Source organism: Xanthobacter autotrophicus, assembly GCF_029991245.1.
Lineage (GTDB): Bacteria > Pseudomonadota > Alphaproteobacteria > Rhizobiales > Xanthobacteraceae > Xanthobacter > Xanthobacter autotrophicus_C.
The window spans coordinates 1-21800 of sequence record NZ_JAIVFO010000033.1 but is presented as its reverse complement, the minus strand read 5'-3'; the positions used below and the strand labels follow the sequence as shown (position 1 = coordinate 21800).

Annotated in this window: 18 protein-coding genes and 1 tRNA gene; 14 read left to right on the top strand and 5 right to left on the bottom strand. The window is 68.2% G+C overall.

Features of this window, described 5'->3' with window-relative positions; genetic code table 11:
- The first annotated feature begins 201 nt into the window (after nucleotides 1-201).
- From K9U41_RS08260 to K9U41_RS08225, 8 genes are all read left to right on the top strand, one after another.
- Nucleotides 202-2115 (top strand): extracellular solute-binding protein, encoded by a 1914-nt coding sequence (locus K9U41_RS08260; RefSeq protein WP_282640365.1) that lies wholly within the window; start codon nucleotides 202-204, stop codon nucleotides 2113-2115.
- Nucleotides 2112-4001: an extracellular solute-binding protein gene (locus tag K9U41_RS08255; protein WP_282640364.1), complete on the top strand. Its 1890-nt coding sequence runs from the start codon at nucleotides 2112-2114 to the stop codon at nucleotides 3999-4001. Before K9U41_RS08260 ends, K9U41_RS08255 begins: the two co-directional genes overlap by 4 nt.
- Before the next feature lie 88 nt (nucleotides 4002-4089).
- Nucleotides 4090-5205, top strand: coding sequence for a microcin C ABC transporter permease YejB (locus K9U41_RS08250; RefSeq protein ID WP_282640363.1), 1116 nt, complete (start codon nucleotides 4090-4092; stop codon nucleotides 5203-5205).
- 3 nt (nucleotides 5206-5208) lie between these two features.
- Entirely contained in the window at nucleotides 5209-6417 is a 1209-nt protein-coding gene (locus K9U41_RS08245) for an ABC transporter permease (protein WP_282640362.1), read from the top strand.
- 39 nt (nucleotides 6418-6456) lie between these two features.
- Complete coding sequence (locus tag K9U41_RS08240) at nucleotides 6457-6726, top strand: hypothetical protein (RefSeq protein ID WP_282640361.1); 270 nt, start codon at nucleotides 6457-6459, stop codon at nucleotides 6724-6726.
- Nucleotides 6727-6732: 6 nt separating this feature from the next.
- Nucleotides 6733-7182 carry a type II toxin-antitoxin system VapC family toxin gene (locus K9U41_RS08235; RefSeq protein ID WP_282640360.1) on the top strand — a complete coding sequence of 150 codons (450 nt, stop codon included), beginning with the start codon at nucleotides 6733-6735 and terminating at the stop codon, nucleotides 7180-7182.
- Complete coding sequence (locus tag K9U41_RS08230; protein ID WP_282640359.1) at nucleotides 7179-8822, top strand: ABC transporter ATP-binding protein; 1644 nt, start codon at nucleotides 7179-7181, stop codon at nucleotides 8820-8822. The genes K9U41_RS08235 and K9U41_RS08230 overlap by 4 nt, the downstream gene beginning before the upstream one ends.
- A 20-nt stretch (nucleotides 8823-8842) precedes the next feature.
- Nucleotides 8843-9469 carry an NUDIX hydrolase gene (locus K9U41_RS08225; protein ID WP_282640358.1) on the top strand — a complete coding sequence of 209 codons (627 nt, stop codon included), beginning with the start codon at nucleotides 8843-8845 and terminating at the stop codon, nucleotides 9467-9469.
- A gap of 103 nt (nucleotides 9470-9572) precedes the next feature.
- On the opposite strand, the gene K9U41_RS08220 is transcribed toward K9U41_RS08225, so the two are convergent.
- Nucleotides 9573-10412, bottom strand: a complete 840-nt coding sequence (locus K9U41_RS08220; protein ID WP_432715756.1) for a creatininase family protein — start codon at nucleotides 10410-10412, stop codon at nucleotides 9573-9575.
- 401 nt (nucleotides 10413-10813) lie between these two features.
- Here K9U41_RS08220 and K9U41_RS08215 point away from each other — a divergent pair, with 401 nt between their 5' ends.
- The 3 genes from K9U41_RS08215 to fdxA all read left to right on the top strand — a co-directional run bounded on the left by K9U41_RS08215 (nucleotide 10814) and on the right by fdxA (nucleotide 14907).
- Entirely contained in the window at nucleotides 10814-14200 is a 3387-nt protein-coding gene (locus tag K9U41_RS08215; RefSeq protein ID WP_282640356.1) for a helicase-related protein, read from the top strand.
- Nucleotide 14201: 1 nt separating this feature from the next.
- Nucleotides 14202-14489 carry an RNA-binding S4 domain-containing protein gene (locus K9U41_RS08210; protein WP_282640355.1) on the top strand — a complete coding sequence of 96 codons (288 nt, stop codon included), beginning with the start codon at nucleotides 14202-14204 and terminating at the stop codon, nucleotides 14487-14489.
- Between the two features lie 82 nt (nucleotides 14490-14571).
- Nucleotides 14572-14907, top strand: coding sequence for a ferredoxin FdxA (gene fdxA, locus K9U41_RS08205; protein ID WP_282640354.1), 336 nt, complete (start codon nucleotides 14572-14574; stop codon nucleotides 14905-14907).
- Between the two features lie 161 nt (nucleotides 14908-15068).
- On the opposite strand, the gene K9U41_RS08200 is transcribed toward fdxA, so the two are convergent.
- Both K9U41_RS08200 and K9U41_RS08195 read right to left on the bottom strand, forming a co-directional pair.
- Nucleotides 15069-16145: a hypothetical protein gene (locus K9U41_RS08200; RefSeq protein ID WP_282640353.1), complete on the bottom strand. Its 1077-nt coding sequence runs from the start codon at nucleotides 16143-16145 to the stop codon at nucleotides 15069-15071.
- 168 nt (nucleotides 16146-16313) lie between these two features.
- Complete coding sequence (locus K9U41_RS08195) at nucleotides 16314-16772, bottom strand: hypothetical protein (RefSeq protein WP_282640352.1); 459 nt, start codon at nucleotides 16770-16772, stop codon at nucleotides 16314-16316.
- Between the two features lie 57 nt (nucleotides 16773-16829).
- Between K9U41_RS08195 and K9U41_RS08190 the strand changes: the two genes are divergently transcribed.
- From K9U41_RS08190 to K9U41_RS08180, 3 genes are all read left to right on the top strand, one after another.
- Nucleotides 16830-18434, top strand: a complete 1605-nt coding sequence (locus tag K9U41_RS08190; protein ID WP_282640351.1) for a peptide chain release factor 3 — start codon at nucleotides 16830-16832, stop codon at nucleotides 18432-18434.
- A gap of 65 nt (nucleotides 18435-18499) precedes the next feature.
- Nucleotides 18500-19357, top strand: a complete 858-nt coding sequence (gene dapD / locus K9U41_RS08185; RefSeq protein ID WP_282640350.1) for a 2,3,4,5-tetrahydropyridine-2,6-dicarboxylate N-succinyltransferase — start codon at nucleotides 18500-18502, stop codon at nucleotides 19355-19357.
- A gap of 480 nt (nucleotides 19358-19837) precedes the next feature.
- Nucleotides 19838-19927 (top strand) — tRNA-Ser (locus K9U41_RS08180).
- 335 nt (nucleotides 19928-20262) lie between these two features.
- Here K9U41_RS08180 and K9U41_RS08175 read toward each other — a convergent pair.
- Both K9U41_RS08175 and K9U41_RS08170 read right to left on the bottom strand, forming a co-directional pair.
- Nucleotides 20263-21060, bottom strand: coding sequence for a DUF72 domain-containing protein (locus K9U41_RS08175; RefSeq protein WP_282640349.1), 798 nt, complete (start codon nucleotides 21058-21060; stop codon nucleotides 20263-20265).
- 54 nt (nucleotides 21061-21114) lie between these two features.
- Nucleotides 21115-21576, bottom strand: a complete 462-nt coding sequence (locus tag K9U41_RS08170; protein ID WP_149576358.1) for an Lrp/AsnC family transcriptional regulator — start codon at nucleotides 21574-21576, stop codon at nucleotides 21115-21117.
- Nucleotides 21577-21800 lie beyond the last annotated feature (224 nt).

Here is a 21800-nt window from a genome sequence, read left to right as displayed (position 1 = left end):
GCCGGGTGTCGAAATGGAAGGCCGATCCCGCGCGGGATCGGCCTTTTTTGTGCCCGAGCCCCCGGATCGCCATGGGCGGGTGGGGCGCGGCGCCCCTCCGGTTCGGCCGCCGCCATGTTTCTGCCGTCGCCCGCGGTGTCATAATCGGCTATTGCCGAGATCGCTGGAGTCCCGGCCTGAAGTCCCAAACTGGAGATACCGATGCGCCTGCCGTCCGTTCGCCGCTTCGCCGTCCTCGCCGCCGTGGCGTGGGCCGCGGTCGCCCCGGCCGGTCTCGCGCAGGCGCAGGTGGCTCCCGCTGCCGCGGACAGCGCGCCGGCGGCGCCGGTGTTCCGCCACGGCCTCTCCCTCATGGGCCAGCTGAAATATCCCGCCGGCTTTCCCCATTTCGACTATGTGAATCCGGCGGCGCCCAAGGGCGGCCTGCTGCGCCTCGCCGAAGACGGCACCTTCGACACCTTCAACTTCGTGGTGCCGCGGGGGACGCCGGCGGCGGGCATCACTCTCATCTACGACACGCTCATGACCTCCTCCTATGACGAGGTGTCGAGCGAATATGGCCTCATCGCCGAGGGCGTGAGCCACCCGGCGGATTTCTCCTCCGTCACCTATCGCCTCAGGGCGGATGCCAAGTGGCACGATGGCACCCCCATCACCCCCGACGACGTGGTGTTCTCCTTCGAGGCGCTGACGAAGAACAACCCCAACCAGCGCTTCTACTACAGCCACGTGGCGAAGGCGGAGAAGACCGGCGAGCGGGACGTGACCTTCACCTTCGACCAGGCCGGCAACCGCGAGCTGCCGCAGATCGTGGGCCAGCTCACCATCCTGCCGAAGCACTGGTGGACCGGCACCGACGCCGCCGGCAAGCCGCGGGACATCACCCAGGGCTCGCTGGAGGTGCCGCTGGGCTCCGGCGGCTACAGGGTCAAGAGCTTCATACCCAGCCGCTCCATCACCTACGAGCGCGTGAAGGACTATTGGGCCAAGGACCTCAACGTGAACGTGGGCAAGGATAATTTCGACGAGATCCGCTACGAGTATTTCCGCGACGACACGGTGATGCTGGAGGCCTTCAAGGCCGATACCTACGATTACCGCACCGAATCGTCCGCCAAGAACTGGGCCACGGCCTACGACTTCCCGGCGCGGGCGGACGGGCGGGTGGTGCTCGAAATGTTCGAGAACCGCGCCTCCGGCATCATGCAGGCGTTCATTCCCAACCTGCGGCGCGACAAGTTCAAGGACGCGCGGGTGCGCCGCGCGCTGAACTATGCGCTGGATTTCGAGGGCATGAACCACACCCTGTTCTTCGGCCAGTACAAGCGCATCAATTCCTACTTCTCGGGCACCGAGCTTGCCTCCTCCGGCCTGCCGCAGGGCCGCGAGCTGGACATCCTGAAGGGCGTGAAGGACCTGGTGCCGCCGCAGGTGTTCACCACCGCCTACACCAATCCCGAGAGCGGAACGGAAGATGCGCGGCGCGCCAACCTGCGCGAGGCCTCCCGCCTGCTGAAGGACGCCGGCTACGAGATCAAGAACCGCAAGCTGGTGGACGCCAGGGGCGAGCCCTTCACCCTGGAATTGCTCATCTCCAGCCCGGCCATGGAGCGGGTGGCGGTGTTCTACAAGCCGGCGCTGGAGCGCCTCGGCATCACCGTCACCATCCGCCTCGTGGATTCCTCCCAATATATCAACCGGGTGCGGGCGCGGGACTTCGACATGATCGTCTCCGGCTGGGGCCAGTCCCTGTCGCCGGGCAACGAGCAGCGCGAGTTCTGGGGTACGGAAGCCGCCGACCGGGAGGGCTCGCGCAACCTCGCCGGCATCCGGGACAAGGCAGTGGATACCCTGATCGAGAAGGTGATCTACGCCACCGACCGGGCCGACCTGGTGGCCGCCACCCACGCCCTCGACCGGGTGCTGCTGTGGAACGAATATGTGGTCCCGGCCTGGACCCTGAACTACACCCGCACGGCGCGGTGGGACCGCTTCGCCCATCCCCCGACCCTGCCCACCTATTCCTTCGCCTTTCCGGACATCTGGTGGTTCGATCCGGCCAAGGCGGCCAAGGTGAACGCGGTCGGCCCGGCCAGCAGCGGGGCGAACAAATGAGCCTGTCGCGCCGCACGCTGCTTTTGTCCGCCGCCTCCGCCATCTCCCTGCTGCCCGCCGGTGCGCGCGGGCAGCCGGCGCCGCAGGACGCGGCGGCGAGCGAGGGCGCGGCCTCCGCCGCCGCGGTGGAGCGGCACGGCCTCTCGTTCTTCGGGGATCTGCGCTATCCCGCCGGCTTCACCCATTTCGACTATGTGGACCCGGATGCGCCCAAGGGCGGGCCGTTCTCCCAGATGGGCCGGGCCACCTTCTACAACCAGTCGCTCAACACCTTCGACACGCTGAACCCCTACAACCAGCGCGGCAACGGCGCCCAGGGCATCGAGCTGATCTACGACACGCTCATGACCGCCGCCGGCGACGAGAAGAGCGCCATGTACGGCCGCCTCGCCGGCTCGGTGGTCATCGCCGACGAGGGGCTCACCTATCGCTTCAAGCTGCGGCCACAGGCGCGCTTCCATGACGGCACGCCGGTGACGGCGGCGGACGTGGTGGCCACGTTCGAGGCGTTCAAGGCGGACGCCTACGAGACCATCCGCATGGCCCTGCGCGATCTCACCGCCGTGGAGGCGGACGGGCCGGGCGAGGTGGTGATGCGCTTTCGCCCCGGCCGCGCCCGCGACGTGCCGCTGACCGCCGCCGGGCTGCCGATCTTTTCCAGGGCCTTCCTCGCCAGGCACCCGTTCAACCAGTCCTCGCTGGAAGTGCCGCTGGGCTCGGGGCCGTATCGGGTGAAGACGTTCGAGCAGGGCCGCTTCATCACCTATGAGCGGGTGCCCGACTATTGGGGCCGCGACCTGCCGGTGATGAAGGGCCGCTTCAACTTCGACACGGTGCGCTACGAATATTTCCGCGACCGGGTGGCGGGGCTGGAAGGCTTCAAGGCCAAGGCCTATCTGTTCCGCGAGGAATTCACCGCCCGCGAATGGGCCACCGCCTATGACTTCCCCGCCGTGCGCGAGGGGCGGGTGAAGGTGGAGACCCTGCCGGACAATTCCTTCTCCGGTGTGCAGGGCTGGTTCTTCAACACCCGCCGCCCAAAATTCTTCGACCGGCGCGTGCGCGAGGCCATCGGGCTCCTGTTCGACTTCGACTGGACCCGCAAGAACCTCATGTATGACAGCTACACCCGCACCGTCTCTTTCTTCCAGAATTCGGAGATGATGGCGCAGGGGCTGCCATCCCCCGCCGAGCTGAAGCTGCTGGAGCCGTTCCGCGACCGCCTGCCGGAAGAGGTGTTCGGCGAGCCCTATGTGCCGCCGGCCTCCGACGGCACCGGCGAAGACCGCACCCTGCGCCGGCAGGCCCTGAACCTGCTGAAGGACGCCGGCTGGAGCGTGCAGCAGGGCAAGCTGGTGGACGCCAAAGGCGAGGCCTTCACCATCGAGTTCCTGGATGATGACGGCGGCATGGAGCGCCACACGGCGCGTTTCATCGGCCACCTGAAGAAGGTGGGCATCGACGCCACCTTCCGCATCGTGGACCCGGCCCAGTTCCAGCTGCGCCTGCAGGGCTTCGACTTCGACATGGTGGTGCGGCGCTATTCCTTCGCGCCTTATCCGGGGGACGAGCTGCGCGCCTATTTCTCCACCGAGGCGGCGCGCACCCGCGGCTCCTACAATGTGGCCGGCATCGCCGACCCGGCGGTGGATGGGCTCATCAATGCGGCGCTGGCCGCGCCGGATGCGGCCGCCCTCGTCGTCGCCTGCCAGGCGCTGGACCGGGTGCTGCGCGCCGGGCGCTACTGGATCCCCCAGTGGTATTCCGGCCAGCACCGCATCGCCTACTGGAACCAGTTCGCCCGCCCCGCCGTGAAGCCACGCTACGACCTGGGCGCGCTCGACACCTGGTGGAGCACGGGCGCGGAGCCGGCCAGAGGTGGCTGAAGGTGGGCGGTTGCGGAAAGGCGCTTGAGGACGGGCGGTTGACGGTGCGCCGGCTTGGCTGCACCGTCCGGCCGGATCGGGAGACGTGATGCTCGCTTATATCATCCGCCGCATAGCCCTGATGGTGCCGACCATTCTCGGCATCATGCTGGTGTCGTTCGTGGTCATCCAGTTCGCGCCGGGCGGCCCGGTGGAGCGGGTGATCGCCCAGCTTACCGGCGACGACGTGTCCGCCACCTCCCGCGTCTCCGGCGGGGGCGGCGACTTCTCGGGGGCCGGCGCCGCCGCCCAGGCCGGCGCGGCCATGGAGGGGGCCGGCTCGAAATATCGCGGCGCGCAGGGGCTGGACCCGGCCTTCGTGAAGCAGCTCGAAAAGCAGTTCGGCTTCGACAAGCCGGCCCACGAGCGCTTCTGGAAGATGATCAAGGATTACGCCACCTTCGATTTCGGCCGCTCCTATTTCCGCGACATCACCGTGCTGCAGCTGATCGGGGAGAAGATGCCCGTCTCCATCTCGCTTGGCCTGTGGATGACGCTGCTCACCTATCTCATCTCCATTCCGCTGGGCATCTCCAAGGCCATGCGCGACGGCTCGCGCTTCGACATGTGGACCTCGGCGGTGATCATCGTCGGCTATGCGATCCCATCGTTCCTGTTCGCCATCCTGCTCATCATCCTGTTCGCCGGCGGCTCGTTCCTCGACCTGTTCCCGCTGCGGGGGCTGACCTCCGAGAATTTCTGGCAGATGAGCTGGCCGGAACGCATCGCCGACTATGCCTGGCACCTGGTGCTGCCGCTCACCTCCATGGTGCTCGGAGCCTTCGCCACCATGACGCTGCTCACCAAGAATTCCTTCCTGGAGGAGATCCGCAAGCAGTATGTCACCACCGCGCGGATGAAGGGGCTGAGCGAGGGGCGGGTGCTCTACGGCCATGTGTTCCGCAACGCCATGCTGATCGTGATCGCCGGCTTTCCGAGCGCCTTCATCGCCGCCTTCTTCTCCGGATCGCTGCTGATCGAGACCATCTTCTCGCTGGATGGCCTCGGCCTGCTGGGCTTCGAGAGCGTGCTCAACCGCGATTATCCGGTGGTGTTCGCCACCCTCTACATCTTCTCGCTGGCGGGGCTCATCGTCGGCCTGATCTCGGACCTCACCTACATGCTGGTCGATCCGCGCATCGACTTCGAGACGCGGGAGGTCTGAGCCATGGACGCAGTCCCCCTGCTCCAGCCCGGCGAGCCCACCGACGTGCCCGCCGCCCGCGACGTGCCCCACGGCCAGCTCCAGCCGCCGGGGGCGGCCAAGCCCCGCGGACGCTTCGACCTCTCGCCCCTGAACCGGAGGCGCCTCGCCAATTTCCGCGCCAACCGGCGGGGCTACTGGTCGTTCGTGGTGTTCATGGTGCTGTTCGTCATCAGCCTCAGCGCCGAATTCATCGCCAACGACAAGCCCATCCTCGTCTCCTATGACGGCGGCTATTATTTTCCGGTGGTCCGCGCCTATCCGGAGACCGCCTTCGGCGGCGATTTCGAGACCGACGCCGACTATCGCGATCCCTTCCTGCAGAAGCTGATCGCCGAAAAGGGCGGCTGGATGGTGTGGCCGCCCATCCGCTTTTCCTATTCCACCCACAATCTGGACCTGCCCACGCCCGCGCCCTCGCCGCCCACCTGGATGCTCACCGAGGCCCAATGCAAGGCGGTGGCGGAGAAGAAGGGGGTGAGCGGCTGCGCGGGCCTCGAATACAATTGGCTCGGCACCGACGACCAGGGCCGCGACGTGGTAGCCCGCCTCATCTACGGCTTCCGCATCTCGGTGCTGTTCGGGCTCGCGCTCACCCTCATCTCGTCGGTGATCGGGGTGGCGGCCGGCGCGGTGCAGGGCTATTTCGGCGGCTGGATGGATCTGCTGTTCCAGCGCTTCATCGAGATCTGGACGGCCATCCCCTCGCTTTACCTGCTGCTCATCATCTCCTCGGTGCTGGTGCCGGGCTTCTGGGTGTTGCTGGGCATCCTGCTGCTGTTCTCGTGGGTGTCGCTGGTGGGGCTGGTGCGGGCGGAGTTCCTGCGCGCGCGCAATTTCGAATATGTGCAGGCGGCCCGCGCGCTGGGGGTGGGCAACCTCACCATCATGACCCGGCACATGCTGCCCAACGCCATGGTGGCGACGCTGACCATGCTGCCCTTCATCCTCTCCTCGTCGGTGATGACGCTGACGGCGCTGGACTTCCTCGGCTTCGGCCTGCCGCCGGGCTCGGCCTCGCTGGGCGAGTTGCTCTCGCAGGGCAAGAACAACATCCAGGCGCCGTGGCTGGGCCTCACCGGCTTCTTCACGGTGGCGGTGATGCTGAGCCTGCTGATCTTCGTGGGCGAGGCGGTGCGCGACGCCTTCGACCCGCGCAAGACCTTCTCGTGAGGTGTGGTAGGATTGAAGCGGGCTGATCGGGTGAAGGCGATGAACAGGATCGTGCGCGAGCACTACCCGGTGGAGAAGCTGCCGGAGGATCTGCGGGAGGGACTGCCGGAAGGCGCCACCGTGACCGTGACGGTGGAGGAGGTGGCCACCAAGCCCAGCCTTGAGGAGCTTAAGGCTTTGGTTAAGGATATCCTGGAAAACCCGAAGCCGATGACGATTGAAGAAGCCCGGGCGCTTGTCGGGCCTCGCAATGTCACTGCGGAAGAAGCGGTCCAGCGCATCCGCGCATTGCGTGACGAATGGGACTGAGCCATCGTGCGCCTCTACTTCGACGCGAATGCGATCATTCTGGCCGTAGAAGGCGCGGATATTCCATCAGGCCGTTTCTCGGCTGTCGTTGATGCCGCGGCCAAGACGGGGCTGAAGGTTGTTACCAGCGAACTGTCGTTGGCTGAACTCCTCGTCAAACCGCTGCGCGAGCAGGATTTCAAGCTGAAAGCGATCTACAATAACCTCCTCGCGGGTATGAAAGAAAGCCAGTTGGAGACGTTGCCCGTCTCTCGCGAAATTCTGGGTCTTTCGGCGCACATCCGCAACAGAGGGCCGAAGATCAAGTTGCCGGATGCGATCCACATCGCGACCGCCGAGCATGCCGGATGTACCTTCATCTTGACGGGAGACAAACGTCTCAGAGGGGCTACGGCTCTCGGTTTGGTGGACCCCAGCAGCAGCGACATCAACGCCTTTATCGAGATGATGTCATGACCCAACCCCTTCTTTCCGTCGAGGACCTCTCCGTCGCCTTCCGCCGGGCCGATGATCCCAGCGGCACCGGGCAGGCGCCGGCGGTGAAGCATGTGTCGTTCGCCCTGTCCAAGGGGGAGACGCTGGCGCTGGTGGGCGAATCCGGCTCCGGCAAGTCGGTGACGGCGCTCTCCATCCTGAAGCTGCTGAATTATCCCGCAGCCAGCCACCCCTCCGGCCGCATCCTGTTCGAGGGGCGCGACCTGCTGGCCGTCCCCGAGCGCGAGCTGCGGGCGGTGCGGGGCAACAAGATCACCATGGTGTTCCAGGAGCCCATGAGTTCGCTGAACCCGCTCCACACCATCGAGCAGCAGGTGGTGGAGATGCTGACCCTCCATCGCGGCATGGGCGCCGCCGCCGCGCGGGCGCGGACGCTGGAGCTTCTGGGCGAGGTGGGCATTCCCAAGCCGGAAGAGCGGCTCACCGCCTATCCGCATCAGCTTTCCGGCGGCCAGCGCCAGCGCGTGATGATCGCCATGGCGCTGGCCAACGAGCCGGACCTGCTCATCGCCGACGAGCCCACCCCCGCCCTCGACGTCACCGTGCAGGCGCAGATCCTGAAGCTCTTGAAGGAGCTTCAGGCCCGCCTCGGCATGGCCATGCTGTTCATCACCCACGACCTCAACATCGTGCGCAAGATCGCCGACCGGGTGTGCGTGATGCAGCGGGGCGAGATCGTGGAGCAGGGCGGGGCCGAGGACACCTTCCTCCATCCGCGCCACCCCTACACCCAGGCCCTGCTGAAGGCCGAGCCGCGGCCCGATCCCGCCCCCGTCGTCCCCGACGCGCCCATCGTGGTGGAGACCACCGACCTCAAGGTGCATTTCCCCATCAAGCGCGGCATCCTGCGCAAGACGGTGGGCTACGTGAAGGCGGTGGACGGCGTCTCCATCGCCATCCGCCGGGGTGAGACGCTGGGGGTGGTGGGGGAATCGGGATCGGGCAAGACCACGCTGGGCCTTGCCATCCTGCGGCTCATCTCCAGCCAGGGGCCGGTGGCCTTCCTCGGCCGCCGCATCGACGGCCTCTCCTTCAAGTCCATGCGCCCCCTGCGCTCCGACATGCAGATCGTGTTCCAGGACCCCTATGGCGCGCTCTCGCCGCGCATGTCGGTGAGCGACATCGTGGGGGAGGGGCTTCTGGTCCACCAGCGCGGCCTCTCCGCCGAGGCGCGGGAGGCGCGGGTGGTGGCGGCGCTGGAAGACGTGGGGCTCGATCCCGAGAGCCGGCACCGCTATCCCCATGAGTTCTCCGGCGGCCAGCGCCAGCGCATCTCCATCGCCCGGGCCATGGCGCTGGAGCCCTCCTTCGTGGTGCTGGACGAACCCACAAGCGCCCTCGACATGATCGTGCAGGCGCAGATCGTGGACCTGCTGCGCGCGCTCCAGCGCAAGCGCGACCTCACCTTCATGTTCATCTCCCACGACCTGCGCGTGGTCTCGGCGCTGGCGAGCCGTATCCTCGTCATGCGCGACGGCAAGATGGTGGAGGAAGGCGAGGCGCGCCAGGTGTTCGAGCAGCCGAAGGAGGCCTATACGCGGGCCCTGTTCGCCGCCGCCTTCAACCTGGAGATCGCCGGCCAGGGCGTGGTGCGCCAATGACAAGGGGAGAGCCGACCCTCATGGAGGACCGCCCCGCGCGGGTGGACGTGGAGGGCCCGGAACTGCTGGCCAAGGGCTTCCGGCCCTACGAGCGCTACCGCCTGGTGCTGCACCATGACGACGGCACGTCAGATGCGCAGGTGCGCGACATCGTCCGGGGTGGCCGCGTGGTGGGGGTGCTCGGCTATGATCCCGGGCGCGACCTGGTGGTGCTGATCCGCCAGTTCCGCCTCACCGCCCATCTGTCCCAGGGGCGGGGCGAGATGGTGGAGATCGTGGCCGGGCTGGTGGAAGCGGGCGAGGACCCGGAAGCGGCGGCGGTGCGCGAATGCATCGAGGAGACCGGTGTGGAACCGCGCCTCGTTTTGCCCATGCTCAGCTTCACGCCGACGCCGGGCGTCACCGACGAATTCGCCCTGATGTACCTCGGCATCCTTGATGCGGACGCGCTGCCCGCGCGGGCCGGGGCGCGGCACGAGACGGAGATGACGCAGCCCTTCGCGGTGCCAGTGGACGGGGCGCTGGCCGCCATCGCGCAGGGGCGCTGCATCAACGGCTTCCTCATCCTCGCCCTGCAATGGCTGGCGCTGAATCGCGCCCGCCTGCCGGAGCTGATCGCGGCGGCGGAGCGGCGCGCGCGGTCCTGACCTTTGCCAACGGCCTTGGTCGCAGACAAAAGGCCGTCCTGAGCCCGCGCGGCGCCTGAGCGAAACCCTCTTGGCCTTGGTCGCAGACAAAAGGCCGTCGGGATCACACGTGGTGGTCGAAGCGCTCCAGGTCGAAGTTCGCCACGTCCTTCAGCAGCTCCACGAAGGCCCGGGCGCCGAATTCCGCTGCCGCCTCGCCCTTCAGGGCGGTGGCGCCGCGCGCGTCGCCCATGGCGCCATCGGCGCTCAAATCCTCGGCGAGCCAGCCGAAGCCCACCGGGTGGTTGGCCCGAAGCCGCGCGAATTCGCTCTCCATGGCCACGCTGTAGGGGGTGAAGTCGCCCGCATGGGTCATGTCCACCAGCTCGGGGCGGTAGGCGAGCATGAGCGAGGTCTCGATCTCGCCGCCATGGATGCCGTGGGCGCGTTCGTGGTCCGTGAACAGGCCCACCGGATAGCCGAAGCGGTGCATGGAGCAGGTGACGGCGAGCATGCGGTGCTTCACGCGCAGGGTGCGGGCCACGAGATCGATGACCGGCACGTTGCCGCCATGGGTGTTCATGAGCACGAGGCGCCGCACCCCGGCGCGGGCAAGGCTCTCGCCCAGCTCCACCCAGGCGGTCAGCGCGGTGGCGGGCGACAGGGTGAGCGTGCCGGCAAAGGTGATGTGTTCGTCGGACTTGCCCACCGCCTGCACCGGGAGGAATACGGCATCCACCTCGCGCGGCACCTGGGGCGCGATGCGCTCGATATAGCCTTCGGCGATGAAAAGGTCGGTTCCCAGCGGCAGATGCGGGCCGTGCTGCTCAACCGCGGCGACGGGAAGGACGGCAACGAGCCGCGTCTTGTCGAGGGCGGCGATGGCCGGGGAGGAGAGTTCTGCCCACTTGAGAAACACCAGCCACCTCCTGAGGGGTCGCCGCCTGTCTGCGGCGTTTTTCATGGGACTGAAAAGGTGCATGAAGTCAAGGGGCTGACGGGAGGTGACGGGCCGCCTTCGCGCCGCGATGGAGCAGGGCAGGGGAGGCTACGTCCCGCCGTGTCCGCCGCCGGGGGAACAAAAGGGACTTTTCCACAGGCTGTGATTCGCGCGCCTTCCGTTTCTTTTTTGTTCTCATGGGCCCCACTTGTCGTCCCGATCCAGGACACCGGGCCGTGCCCGGGCATGCCGTCGTAACGCCGCGTCGCGGTGGGGGAGCCGTGCGGAACGCGGCGTGAACAGGCGGGCAGCGGTGATTCGCTCCCCTTGCGTTCGCAAATTGTTCACGCCCCCCTTTCGCCATGGCCGCCCTGTCCCGATATGCTACAGAACTCCCCACACGTGAGCGGACCGATATTCAGCCGATGGATGACGTCACCCAATGGGCCGTGCTGCCGCGCACCGTGAGGGCGCGGGGGGTGAGCGCGGTCCTCGGCCCCACCAATACGGGCAAGACCCATCTCGCCATCGAGCGCATGCTGGGCCACGAGAGCGGCATCATCGGCCTGCCGCTGCGCCTGCTCGCGCGCGAGGTGTACCAGCGCATCGTCGAGCGGGTGGGGGCGGACAAGGTGGCCCTCGTCACCGGCGAGGAGAAGATCAAGCCTAAAAACCCGCGCTACTGGGTCTCCACCGTGGAGGCCATGCCGCGCGACCTGGACGTGTCCTTCGTCGCCATCGACGAGATCCAGCTCGCCACCGACCTGGACCGCGGCCATGTCTTCACCGAGCGGATGCTGAACCGGCGCGGCCGGCACGAGACGCTGCTGCTCGGCTCCGCCACCATGCGGCCGCTGATCGAGAAGCTGCTGCCGGGCGTGAACATCGTGGTGCGCCCGCGCCTCTCCACCCTCACCTTCGCCGGCGAGAAGAAGATTTCCCGCCTGCCCCGGCGCTCGGCCATCGTCGCCTTCTCGGCGGAGGAGGTCTATTCCATCGCCGAGTTCATCCGCCGCCAGCGCGGCGGGGCAGCGGTGGTGATGGGATCGCTCTCGCCCCGCACCCGCAATGCCCAGGTCGAGCTCTACCAGAGCGGCGACGTGGATTATCTCGTCGCCACCGATGCCATCGGCATGGGCCTCAACCTCGACGTGGACCATGTGGCCTTCGCCTCGGACCGCAAGTTCGACGGCTGGCAGTTCCGCAAGCTCAATGCGTCCGAGATGGCGCAGATCGCCGGCCGCGCCGGGCGGGCGACGCGCGACGGCACCTTCGGCACCACCGGGCGCTGCCCGCCCTTCGACGAGGAATTGGTGGGCCGGCTGGAAGAGCATGTGTTCGACACCGCGAAGGTGTTGCAATGGCGCAACGCCGTCCCGGATTTCCGCACCGCCACCGCCCTTCTCGCCAGCCTCTCCCAGCTTCCCAGGGAGGAGGGGCTGACCCGCGCGCCCGTCGCCGACGACGTGGCCGTGCTCGAAATCATGAGCCGGGACACGGAGGTGACAGCCCGCCTCGCCTCGCCCTCCGATGTGGAAAGGTTGTGGGACGCCTGCCAGGTGCCGGATTATCGCAAGGTGTCTCCGGGAGCCCATGCGGAACTGGTGGCAACGCTTTTCGGGCACCTTTCGGGGGGCGGATTTATCCCCGATACGTGGTTCGCCCGTCAAATCGCCTTGACCGATCGCCAAGAAGGCGACATCGACACGTTGTCGAACCGGATCGCGCAGGTGAGAACCCTTACCTTCGTGGCCAACCGGCCCGACTGGCTCAAGGATCCGGGGCACTGGCAAGGCGTCACGAGAGGGGTCGAAGACAAGCTGTCGGACGCACTGCACGAAAGGCTGGCCCAGCGTTTCGTGGACCGGCGAACCAGCGTGCTCATGCGGCGCCTGCGAGAGAACACGATGCTCGAAACTGAAATCAGCAAGACCGGTGACGTTACCGTTGAAGGCCATGTCATCGGCCACCTCCATGGCTTCCAGTTCGCCCCGGATCCGGCGGCGGGCGGGGAGGAGGCCAAGGCCCTGCGCGCCGCTGCCCAGAAGGCGCTGGCGGGCGAGATCGAGCAGCGCGCCGCCCGCGTCGCCCAGGCCGTGGACGAGGCCTTCGTGCTCACGTTCGACGGCACCGTCCGCTGGACGGGGGAGGCGGTGGCCAAGCTCATCCCCGGCGACGAGGTGCTGAAGCCGCGCTTCAAGATCATCGCCGACGAGCATCTCACCGGCACGGTCCGCGACCAGGTGGACGCGCGCATCGCCCTGTGGCTTTCGGCCCACATCGAAAAGCTGCTCGGCGCTCTGACCAAGCTCGGCACGGCGGAGGACATCACCGGCATCGCCCGTGGCATCGCCTTCCAGATCGTCGAGAGCCTCGGCGTGCTGGAGCGCGCCCGCGTGTCCGAGGAGGTGAAGGGGCTCGACCAGGCCGCCCGCGCCACCCTGCGTGGCTATGGCGTGCGCTTCGGCGCCCATCACATCTATCTGCCGGCGCTGCTGAAGCCCGCCCCGCGCTCGCTCGCGGCCGAGCTTTATGCGCTGAAGCACGGCGGCCTCGCCCAGAAGGGCCTCGACGAGCTGCCGCACCTGGCCGCCTCCGGGCGCACCTCCATCCCGGTGGACCATGAGGTCCAGAAGGGGCTCTACCGCGCCGTGGGCTTCCGGGTGTGCGGTGAGCGCGCCGTGCGCGTGGACATCCTGGAGCGTCTCGCCGACCTCATCCGCCCGGCGCTGGCCTGGCGGCCGGGCTCCGCCGGCCCCAAGCCGGCCGGCGCCGTGGACGGACGCGGCTTCACCGTGACCGTGGGCATGACCTCGCTGGCCGGCTGCTCGGGGGAGGATTTCGCCTCCATCCTGAAGTCGCTGGGCTACCGCATGGAGCGCCGCCCGCCGCCCCCGCCGGAGGCCGAGGCGCCTGTCGCCGCGCCCGCGCCGGTGGAATTCGCGCCCCTGCCGGAAGGCGCCATCGAGGCCGACCTGCTGTTCGACGCGCCGCCCGCCGCGGCTGCGCCTGCGGAGGGGGCCGAGGTCGAGGCCCCTGAGGTCGAGGCCCCTGAGGTCGAGGCCGTCGAGGTTGAGACTCCCGCCGCCGAAATCGCGGCCGAGGCGACCGAGGTTGCGCCCCAGGTGGTCGAGCCCGAGGTGATCGAGCCCGACGTTTCCGAGACCGACGTTTCCGGGCCGGACGTTTCCGAAGCGGAGGAAGCGGACGCCGTCATCGCCGACGAGATCGAGGCGGAAGCGGCGGTCGAGGTCCTTGAGGAAACCGGTGATCCCACCGCCGCCGAAGTGGCGGCCGAGGTCAGTGCGCCCGCCGCTCCCGGTGGTCCCGAGGCCGTGGAAGGCGCGCCTGCCGAGCCCGAGATGATCGAGGTGTGGCGTCCCGGCCGTCCGCCGGGCGCACCCCGCCGCGAGCGTCCGGCCGGCGAAGGCCGCCGGTTCGGCGGCGAGCGCAAGGACGGGGAACGCCGCGAGGGTGGCAAGGACAACGAGCGCCGCGGTGAGCGGCGCGACGGCCGTCCGCCCCATCGCCGTCCCGCCGAGGCGCCCGCCGCGGTCGCCGGAGCCCCCGGAGCCCCCGGAGCCGAGGGCGAGCGTGCGCCCCGTCCGCCCCGGGGCGACCGTCCCTTCCGCGGCCCGCGGGAGGGTGAGGGCAATCGCGGCCCGCGTCCCGAGCATCGCGCCGACCAGCGTGCGGACCAGCGTCCGCCGCACCAGGAGCGCCGGCGCGACAAGCCGGCGGATCCGGACAGCCCGTTTGCCGCCCTCGCCGCGCTGAAGGCGCGCATGGAGGCGGAGAAGAAGGGCAAGTGAGGTGACGGAAGCGGTGGCGGATCCGGCGGAGCGACAGAGGCTCGACCGCTGGATCTGGCATGCCCGCGTGGTGCGCACCCGGGAGGCCGCGGCCGATCTGGTGCGCGCCGGCCACGTCCGGCTCGACGGCGACCGGGTGACGAGCCCGTCGCATCAGGTGAGGGCCGGGCAGGTGCTCACCATCGCCCTCGACCGGCAGGTCCGCCTGTTGCGAGTCATTGGCTTTTCGCAGCGGCGGGGAGATGCTACATCGGCACGCGCGCTTTTCGACGAAATAACAGAAGCGTGACGGGTAATGGTGGCTGCGGCCTTGCATGCGCTTGAACGGCGCGCCGGGCTGGGCTAACCGAGGCCCTCGAAAGGGATTTTCCATGACTTACGTCGTCACCGAGAACTGCATCCGCTGCAAGTACATGGATTGCGTGTCCGTGTGCCCGGTGGACTGTTTCTACGAGGGCGAGAACATGCTCGTCATCCACCCCGACGAGTGCATCGACTGCGGGGTCTGCGAGCCGGAATGCCCGGCCGAGGCCATCAAGCCCGATGCCGAGCCGGGGCTCGAGAAGTGGCTCGCGCTCAACGCCGACTATGCCAAGGCGTGGCCCAACATCACGCTCAAGCGTGACCCGCCGGCCGACGCCAAGGAATGGGACGGCAAGCCGGGCAAGGAAGAGTTTTTCTCGCCGGAGCCTGGCCAGGGCGATTGATCCGCGACACACGGCCTGCGGATTCGGTCAGGCGCGCCTCAAGGCGTTGCCCGGCCCGCGCCGGTTGATCCGAGCGGGCGCGGGTCTTTGACCGGGGTCGAGAGCAGCGCAGGCTTGTCTCATCGCCCGCCGGGACACTCGTTTCGAGAGGCTGGCCGGGCTTACGCTGTTCCAAGGCGGGCGCGCAGGTCCGCCCCCTTGGGCAGCCCCGCCACCTCCTCGACCTGGAGCGAGCCCGCGCTCAGGGCGCGGATCATCGCGGAGAGGTCGTCGAAGCGGCGGTCGGCCCGGTCGATGAGGTCCACCCACAGCTGGTCGAACTGGTCCAGCAGCCCCGCCAGCGGCACCACCGGCAGTTGGATGCCGGAATAGCGCGGATGCTTGTTGGTGAGCTTCTTCCAGTCGTCCTTCAGGGCATCGCGCAGCACGGGATCGTTGGTCAGCCGGTTGTCCCGTCCGCCACGCTCGAAGGAGGCCTTGGTCTCCAGCAGGTGCGTGAGGTGCGCGACGGCGCGGCTGCGCATCAACGGCCGGATCTGGTTCTTGAAATAGCCGCGCAGCATGTCGGTATAGACGCCGTCCTCATAGCCGATGTCGCGGAGCACCGCGCCGCCGCCCACCTGCGCCGCCGTCGCCTCGAACAGGCCCTGGGGCCAGTCCGCGGCGGGCCGCGAGGTCAGGAGCAGGACCACGCCCGCCGGCATTGCTGCGGCCGCGGGCAGCACCGCGATAGCGCTTTCGCCGCCGATCTGCTCCAGGCCGTCGATGGCCACCAGCAGCCGCTTGGCGCCGGTGGTCGTCACATGCTCGCGCGCCGCGCCCAGCAGGGCGAGGACATCCGCCTGCGTCGGCTCCGCGTCTGAGCCTTCCGCCAGCACGACGCCGAATTCCGCCGTGACGGCATCCTTGAGCGCCGCCACCAGCGCCTGCGGCGTCAGGGGTCCCCGCACATGGACGCCGATGGCCTTGATGTCGCTGGAAATGGTGCTGTCGATGCCCTCGAGGACGGCGGGGTCGCGCCCCGGGCGCCTGGCGATGATGCCGCGCACGAACAGGGTCTTGCCGATGCCGGCCGGCGCCCGGAGCCAGTAGAGCCCGCGATCGGTGGTCAGCAGGAATTCCCGCAGCGGCGTCCTGAGATAGGTGGGCGACACATAGGCCGCGTCCAGCGCGGCACAATCGAGCGGGGCGAGATCGGGCGTCGGGTCGCAGCGGACCTCCAGGGCAGGAGAGGTCATGTCGTGTTCCTCCGGGCGTTGTGGCCTTTGTCGCGCCATGGAGGACGGATCGCTGGTCGTCGGTCCTCCGCCCCGGCATCGCTGCCGTGCTGTTGGCGGGTTTCCACCCAAGGGTCCTCACACCCCCGCACCAAGCACAAAGCATGCCCCGGCCTCCGGACGGCGGCTTCAGGGGGCGGCTGCAAGCTGCTCGTACTGGGAGAGCACCACCTGTCCCACCGCATCGAGGTAGGCGCGGCCGAAGCGCGATTTTTCAAGGCGCTCCACCGGTTGCCAGATGGTGCCGCCGAGGGGCGGGGAGGCCCCGGGCCGGGCGCACGGCACGGCGATCTTCACGGCCTGCCCCTGCTTGTAGGCGGTGCCCCGCTCCACCCGGGCGACGGTGCCGGTGACCGTGCAGGCGCCGAAGCTCTCCTGCGGCGGCACCACCTTCTGCACCGCGATGACGATGACGCTCGCCGCATCGCGCCGCGCCGCCTCATAGACATAAGGCGGCATCAGCGCCGCCGCCGGTCCGCACCAGCCGGCGCCCAGCGCCGCAACCACGAGCCCCGCGCGCCGCAGGGATGCCTGCGCGCGCCCCCGGCCGCCGCTGTCGCCCTTGTTCCGCTCCCATCGGCCAATCATTGCGCGCTCCCCGCCATCCCGGTTTGTCGAAATCGGGTTTCGCCTTATATAGCCCCGATGCTCGACGAGACCCATTCCACGGCGGCGGTGGCCCTGCCGGATTTCGCCCGCCGGCGTACCTTCGCCATCATCTCCCATCCGGACGCCGGCAAGACGACGCTGACGGAAAAGCTGCTGCTTGCCTCCGGCGCCATCCGCATGGCCGGCCATGTGAAGGCGCGCGGCGAGCGCCGCCGCACCCGCTCCGACTGGATGGAGATCGAGCAGCAGCGCGGCATCTCGGTCACCTCCTCGGTGATGACCTTCGAGCGCGACGGCATCGTCTTCAACCTGCTGGACACCCCCGGCCACTCGGACTTCTCCGAGGACACCTACCGCACCCTCTCGGCGGTGGACGCGGCGGTGATGGTGATCGACGCGGCCAAGGGCATCGAGAGCCAGACCCGCAAGCTGTTCGAGGTCTGCCGCCTGCGCGATATCCCCATCTTCACCTTCGTCAACAAGGTGGACCGCGAGAGCCTCGACCCCATCGCCCTGATGGATGAAGTCTCCTCCACCCTTGCCCTCGATCTCACCCCGCTCACCTGGCCCATCGGCATGGGCGTGGACTTCCGCGGCCTCATCGACATTGCCAACAAGCGTGCCCTGCTCGCCACCGAACGTGGCGGGCCGCTGGTGCGCGAGGTGCCGTTCGAGACGCCGGAAGACCTCATCGACCTGGAAGGGGTGGAGGAGCGCATCATCAACGAGGCGGTGGAGAGCCTGACGCTGGCGCTGGGCGTGCTGCCGCCGTTCGAGCTGGCCTCGTTCCGCGAGGGCCATCTTTCCCCGGTCTATTTCGGCAGCGCGCTGAAGGAGGCCGGCGTCGCCGAGCTGCTGTTCGGCCTCGGCGACGTGGGGCCGAGCCCGCTGCCGCGCTCCGCCCGGGGCCGCACCGTGGAGCCGGCGGAAGATCTTGTCTCCGGCTTCGTCTTCAAGGTGCAGGCCAACATGGACCCGAACCACCGGGACCGCGTGGCCTTCGTGCGCCTGTGCTCCGGCCGCTTCAAGCGCGGCATGAAGCTGTTCAACCCGCGCGAGAAGCGCCAGATGGCCATCGCCAACCCCATCTTCTTCTTCGCCCAGGAGCGCGAGACGGTGGACGAGGCGGTGGCCGGCGACATCATCGGCATTCCCAACCACGGCATGCTGCGGGTGGGCGACACCCTCTCCGAGGGCGAGACCATCCGCTTCGAGGGCCTGCCGGACTTCGCGCCGGAAATCCTGCGCCGGGTGCTGCTCTCCGATCCCATGAAGGCCAAGCAGCTGCAGAAGGCGCTGCAGGACATGGCGGAGGAGGGCGTGGTGCAGGTCATCAAGCCGGTCTCCGATCCCGCGCCCATCGTGGGCGTGGTGGGCACCCTCCAGCTCGACGTGCTCTCCGCCCGGCTGGAGAAGGAATATGGCGTGCCCATCCGCTACGAGGCGGTGTCCTTCGTGACCGCCCGCTGGATCGTGGGCGAGCGCACCGAGGTGGAACGCTTCATGGAGGCGAACCGCTCCTCCACCGCCCGTGACCGCGACGAGGCGCCGGTCTATCTCGCCCGCAGCCAGTGGGTGCTGGACCGCGCCATCGAGGAATGGCCCAAGCTCAAGTTCGTCGCCGTGAAGGAACGCGGCTGACCTTTCATCCCGCCCTGAATTGACATGCCCGGTCGCGCGGGGGCGCGGCCGCTCCGGAGGACACCATGGCCGACGCTGCCCGCCTTGCCGCGCTTTCCCGCATCATCGACGACGCCTTCGAGGCGCGCGCCGAGATCGCCTTTTCCACCACGGGCGCCGTGCGCGATGCCGTGGAGGAGGCCCTGGCGCTGCTCGACGCCGGCACCGTTCGCGTGGCCGAGAAGGGCGCGGACGGCAACTGGACGGTGAACCAGTGGCTGAAGAAGGCGGTGCTGCTCTCCTTCCGCCTCAACGACATGGAGCCCATCGGCGGCGGCCCCGGCGGCGCCCGCTGGTGGGACAAGGTGCCCTCCAAGTTCCTCGCCTGGGGCGAGGCCGAGTTCCGCGCTGCCGGTTTCCGCGCGGTGCCGGGCGCCATCGTGCGCCGTTCGGCCTTCATCGCGCCCAACGTGGTGCTGATGCCGTCCTTCGTGAATCTCGGCGCCCATGTGGGCGAGGGCACCATGGTGGACACCTGGGCCACCGTGGGCTCCTGCGCCCAGATAGGCAGGAACGTGCACCTGTCCGGCGGCGTGGGCATCGGCGGCGTGCTGGAGCCGCTGCAGGCGGGCCCGGTGATCATCGAGGACGACTGCTTCATCGGCGCCCGCTCGGAAGTGGTGGAGGGCGTGGTGGTGCGCACCGGATCGGTGCTCTCCATGGGCGTCTTCATCAGCGCGTCCACCAAGATCGTGGACCGGGAGACCGGCGAGATCTTCGTGGGCGAGGTGCCGGCCTATTCGGTGGTGGTGCCCGGCGCGCTGCCCGGCAAGCCCCTGCCCAACGGCCAGCCCGGCCCCTCGCTTTACTGCGCGGTGATCGTGAAGCGGGTGGACGCGCAGACCCGTTCCAAGACCTCCATCAACGACCTGCTGCGCGATTGAGCGCGGATTGGCCGGGCATTCGGAACGGCTTCGCTCCGGCGCGGCGCGATCGCCCGGCCAGCCTTCACCGCGTTCCGGCTTCGTTGCGTTCGGGCTTCGTTACGTTCAGGCCTCATTGCGTTCAGGCTTGGCAGTGCGCCGTCTTGGCCGACTTCCGTTTTGGCCGAGTCCAGCCTTCGTCGCGTGCAGGCTTGGCGCTGTGCGGGGTATCCCGCCGGGTGCGGCGGTCTGGCCTGTGGGCGGCGGTGCGATAACGGCTTGCCAGATGGCAACAAGCGGCTATATTCCGCCGCCTCGCCGGTATGCAGCGCTGCATAAGTGTTGCCGGTCTTCGAGTTCCCCTGGAAAGCGATGACGCAAGGTCCGGCGGCCGGGTTCCCTCCCGGTACGGAGAAGTAGCCGATGAATCGAGGGCAGCACGTCTGCCTTCAGCGGCCGTCTTCCGCGAAGGGTTCTGCGTGCGTCTCGGCGCGCGCGGCTGGAGAGGTGGCCGAGTGGTTGAAGGCGCACGCCTGGAACGCGTGTATACGGGAAACCGTATCGAGGGTTCGAATCCCTCTCTCTCCGCCAGCCATTTAACAAATTGATACTGAATGTTTTTTGGTCGGCGGGGTAGCCGCGTGCGGATATCTGTCTGATAGACGGCGTGGGCGCATTCCCCTCAGCCACTGGATTGGCCTCTCTTGCCTGTGCGGATGTGGCCCTGAATGGCTGAACACGTCGCGGCCTCCTGATGCCGTCCGGGTTTCGATGGCTAGGCAGGTTGGATCGAGCGCCTTGTTTTCATTGATAGAACCTTTGGCCACGCGCTGCTGGGCGGCATCTTGTCAGGCCGCGGTACAGCATGAGCGAGGGGCGTTCCTGCATGGCCCGGGCTTCAGGACAGGCGGTGCACGTGGGTGAAGCTATGTGCGGTCAATCCGCGCCTGCAGCGCCATGGCGGCGGCCGGGTTGCGCACCTTGGCGCCGCTGATCAGATAGATGAACACGTCGCGCGGGGCCTTCCCGGCCTTCACCGCCGGGGCGAGCGTGGGCAGGCCCTCCGGGACCACGCCCTTCTTCCAGGCGCGGGCGGCGCTGGCCCATCGGTCCAGCTCGGCGGAATCATAGCCGGTCTCCACCTCCTCCCGCGTGCGCTGGAGGCGGGCATAGGTGAAGTCCGCCGTCAGGTCGGCGATGGCGGGGTAGTCGTCATGGTCGGCATAGACCACCGCCACCTTGTGCCTGCGCGCCAGCGCGACGAAGTCCGGCACCGCGAAGGAGGGGTGCCGCACCTCCACCGCGTGGCGCAGCCTCACCCCCTCGTGGCTCTCCGGCAGCAGGGCGAGGAAGGCGGCGAAATCGTCCGGGTCGAACGCCTTGGTGGCCGCGAACTGCCAGTTGATGGGGCCGAGCCGGTCGCCCATCTCCACGATGCCGCTGGCGATGAACTTGGCCACGCTCTCCTGCGCCTCCGCCAGCACCCGGCGGTGGGTGACATAGCGCGTCGCCTTGAGGGCGAAGACGAAGCCGTCCGGCACCTGCCCCGCCCAGTCGGCGCAGGATTTGGCCGAGGGCGTGCGATAGAAGGTGCCGTTGATCTCGATGGTCTTCAGGCGCTCGCCCGCAAAGGGCAGTTCCTTCTTCTGGACCAGTCCTTCCGGGTAGAACACGCCCCGCCAGGGCTCGAACGTCCATCCGCCGATGCCGACGCGCACGCTCATGGGGCTTCCTCCTTGCCGTGTGACCGACCGTGTTGCCAACGTCCGCGCGCGCCCTCAGGGCAGCGGCAGGACGTGGGAATATTTCACCTGCTCCAGCGAAAACGAGCTTTCGATGGAGGCGATCCCCTCGAGCCGGGTCAGCTTCTGCTTCAGGAACCTCTCATAGGCATCGAGGTCCGCCGCCACCACCCGCAAAAGGTAATCCCGCTGGCCGGTCATGAGATAGCATTCCAGCACCTCCGGCCAGGTGCGGATGGCGGCGGAAAAGGCGTCCAGCGCCTCCTCCTTCTGCCGCTCCAGCTTGATGGAGACGAACACGCTCACCGGCAGCCCGGCCTTGCGCTGGTCCAGCACCGCCACATAGCGCGAGATGAGCCCGTCTTCTTCCAGCGCCCGCACGCGCCGCAGGCACGGCGAGGGGGAGAGACCCACCTCGTCGGCGAGATCGGCGATGCTCATGCGCCCGTCGCGCTGGAGGGCGGCGAGGATCTTCCGGTCGATGGCGTCGAGGCGCACGTTTTCGCTCTAAAGGCGGTCTAGATTGGCAGATTATGCCTCCATCGGTCGTCTGTTAAGGTGGATTTGAGCGAACCTGCCGGTCCATGCGCGCTAGACTGTGCGTCAGCGGCGCGCCGGCCCAGCAGCCGGGCTTGAAGCGCGCCCTTCGAGGAACGCCCCAAAGGAACGCCCCGAGGAACGCCCCATGGACCGCCCGACGTCTCGCCCGACTTCCCTCGCGC

Bases quoted from the DNA above. Each gene is read 5' to 3' on its own strand.
- fdxA (WP_282640354.1), top strand. From the start codon at position 14,572: ATGACTTACGTCGTCACCGAGAACTGCATCCGCTGCAAGTACATGGAT.
- K9U41_RS08260 (WP_282640365.1), top strand. From the start codon at position 202: ATGCGCCTGCCGTCCGTTCGCCGCTTCGCCGTCCTCGCCGCCGTGGCG.
- K9U41_RS08190 (WP_282640351.1), top strand. From the start codon at position 16,830: ATGCTCGACGAGACCCATTCCACGGCGGCGGTGGCCCTGCCGGATTTC.
- K9U41_RS08255 (WP_282640364.1), top strand. From the start codon at position 2,112: ATGAGCCTGTCGCGCCGCACGCTGCTTTTGTCCGCCGCCTCCGCCATC.
- K9U41_RS08225 (WP_282640358.1), top strand. From the start codon at position 8,843: ATGGAGGACCGCCCCGCGCGGGTGGACGTGGAGGGCCCGGAACTGCTG.
- K9U41_RS08250 (WP_282640363.1), top strand. From the start codon at position 4,090: ATGCTCGCTTATATCATCCGCCGCATAGCCCTGATGGTGCCGACCATT.
- dapD (WP_282640350.1), top strand. From the start codon at position 18,500: ATGGCCGACGCTGCCCGCCTTGCCGCGCTTTCCCGCATCATCGACGAC.
- K9U41_RS08245 (WP_282640362.1), top strand. From the start codon at position 5,209: ATGGACGCAGTCCCCCTGCTCCAGCCCGGCGAGCCCACCGACGTGCCC.
- K9U41_RS08195 (WP_282640352.1), bottom strand. From the start codon at position 16,772: ATGATTGGCCGATGGGAGCGGAACAAGGGCGACAGCGGCGGCCGGGGG.
- K9U41_RS08240 (WP_282640361.1), top strand. From the start codon at position 6,457: ATGAACAGGATCGTGCGCGAGCACTACCCGGTGGAGAAGCTGCCGGAG.
- K9U41_RS08220 (WP_432715756.1), bottom strand. From the start codon at position 10,412: ATGAAAAACGCCGCAGACAGGCGGCGACCCCTCAGGAGGTGGCTGGTG.
- K9U41_RS08175 (WP_282640349.1), bottom strand. From the start codon at position 21,060: ATGAGCGTGCGCGTCGGCATCGGCGGATGGACGTTCGAGCCCTGGCGG.
- K9U41_RS08230 (WP_282640359.1), top strand. From the start codon at position 7,179: ATGACCCAACCCCTTCTTTCCGTCGAGGACCTCTCCGTCGCCTTCCGC.
- K9U41_RS08200 (WP_282640353.1), bottom strand. From the start codon at position 16,145: ATGACCTCTCCTGCCCTGGAGGTCCGCTGCGACCCGACGCCCGATCTC.
- K9U41_RS08215 (WP_282640356.1), top strand. From the start codon at position 10,814: ATGGATGACGTCACCCAATGGGCCGTGCTGCCGCGCACCGTGAGGGCG.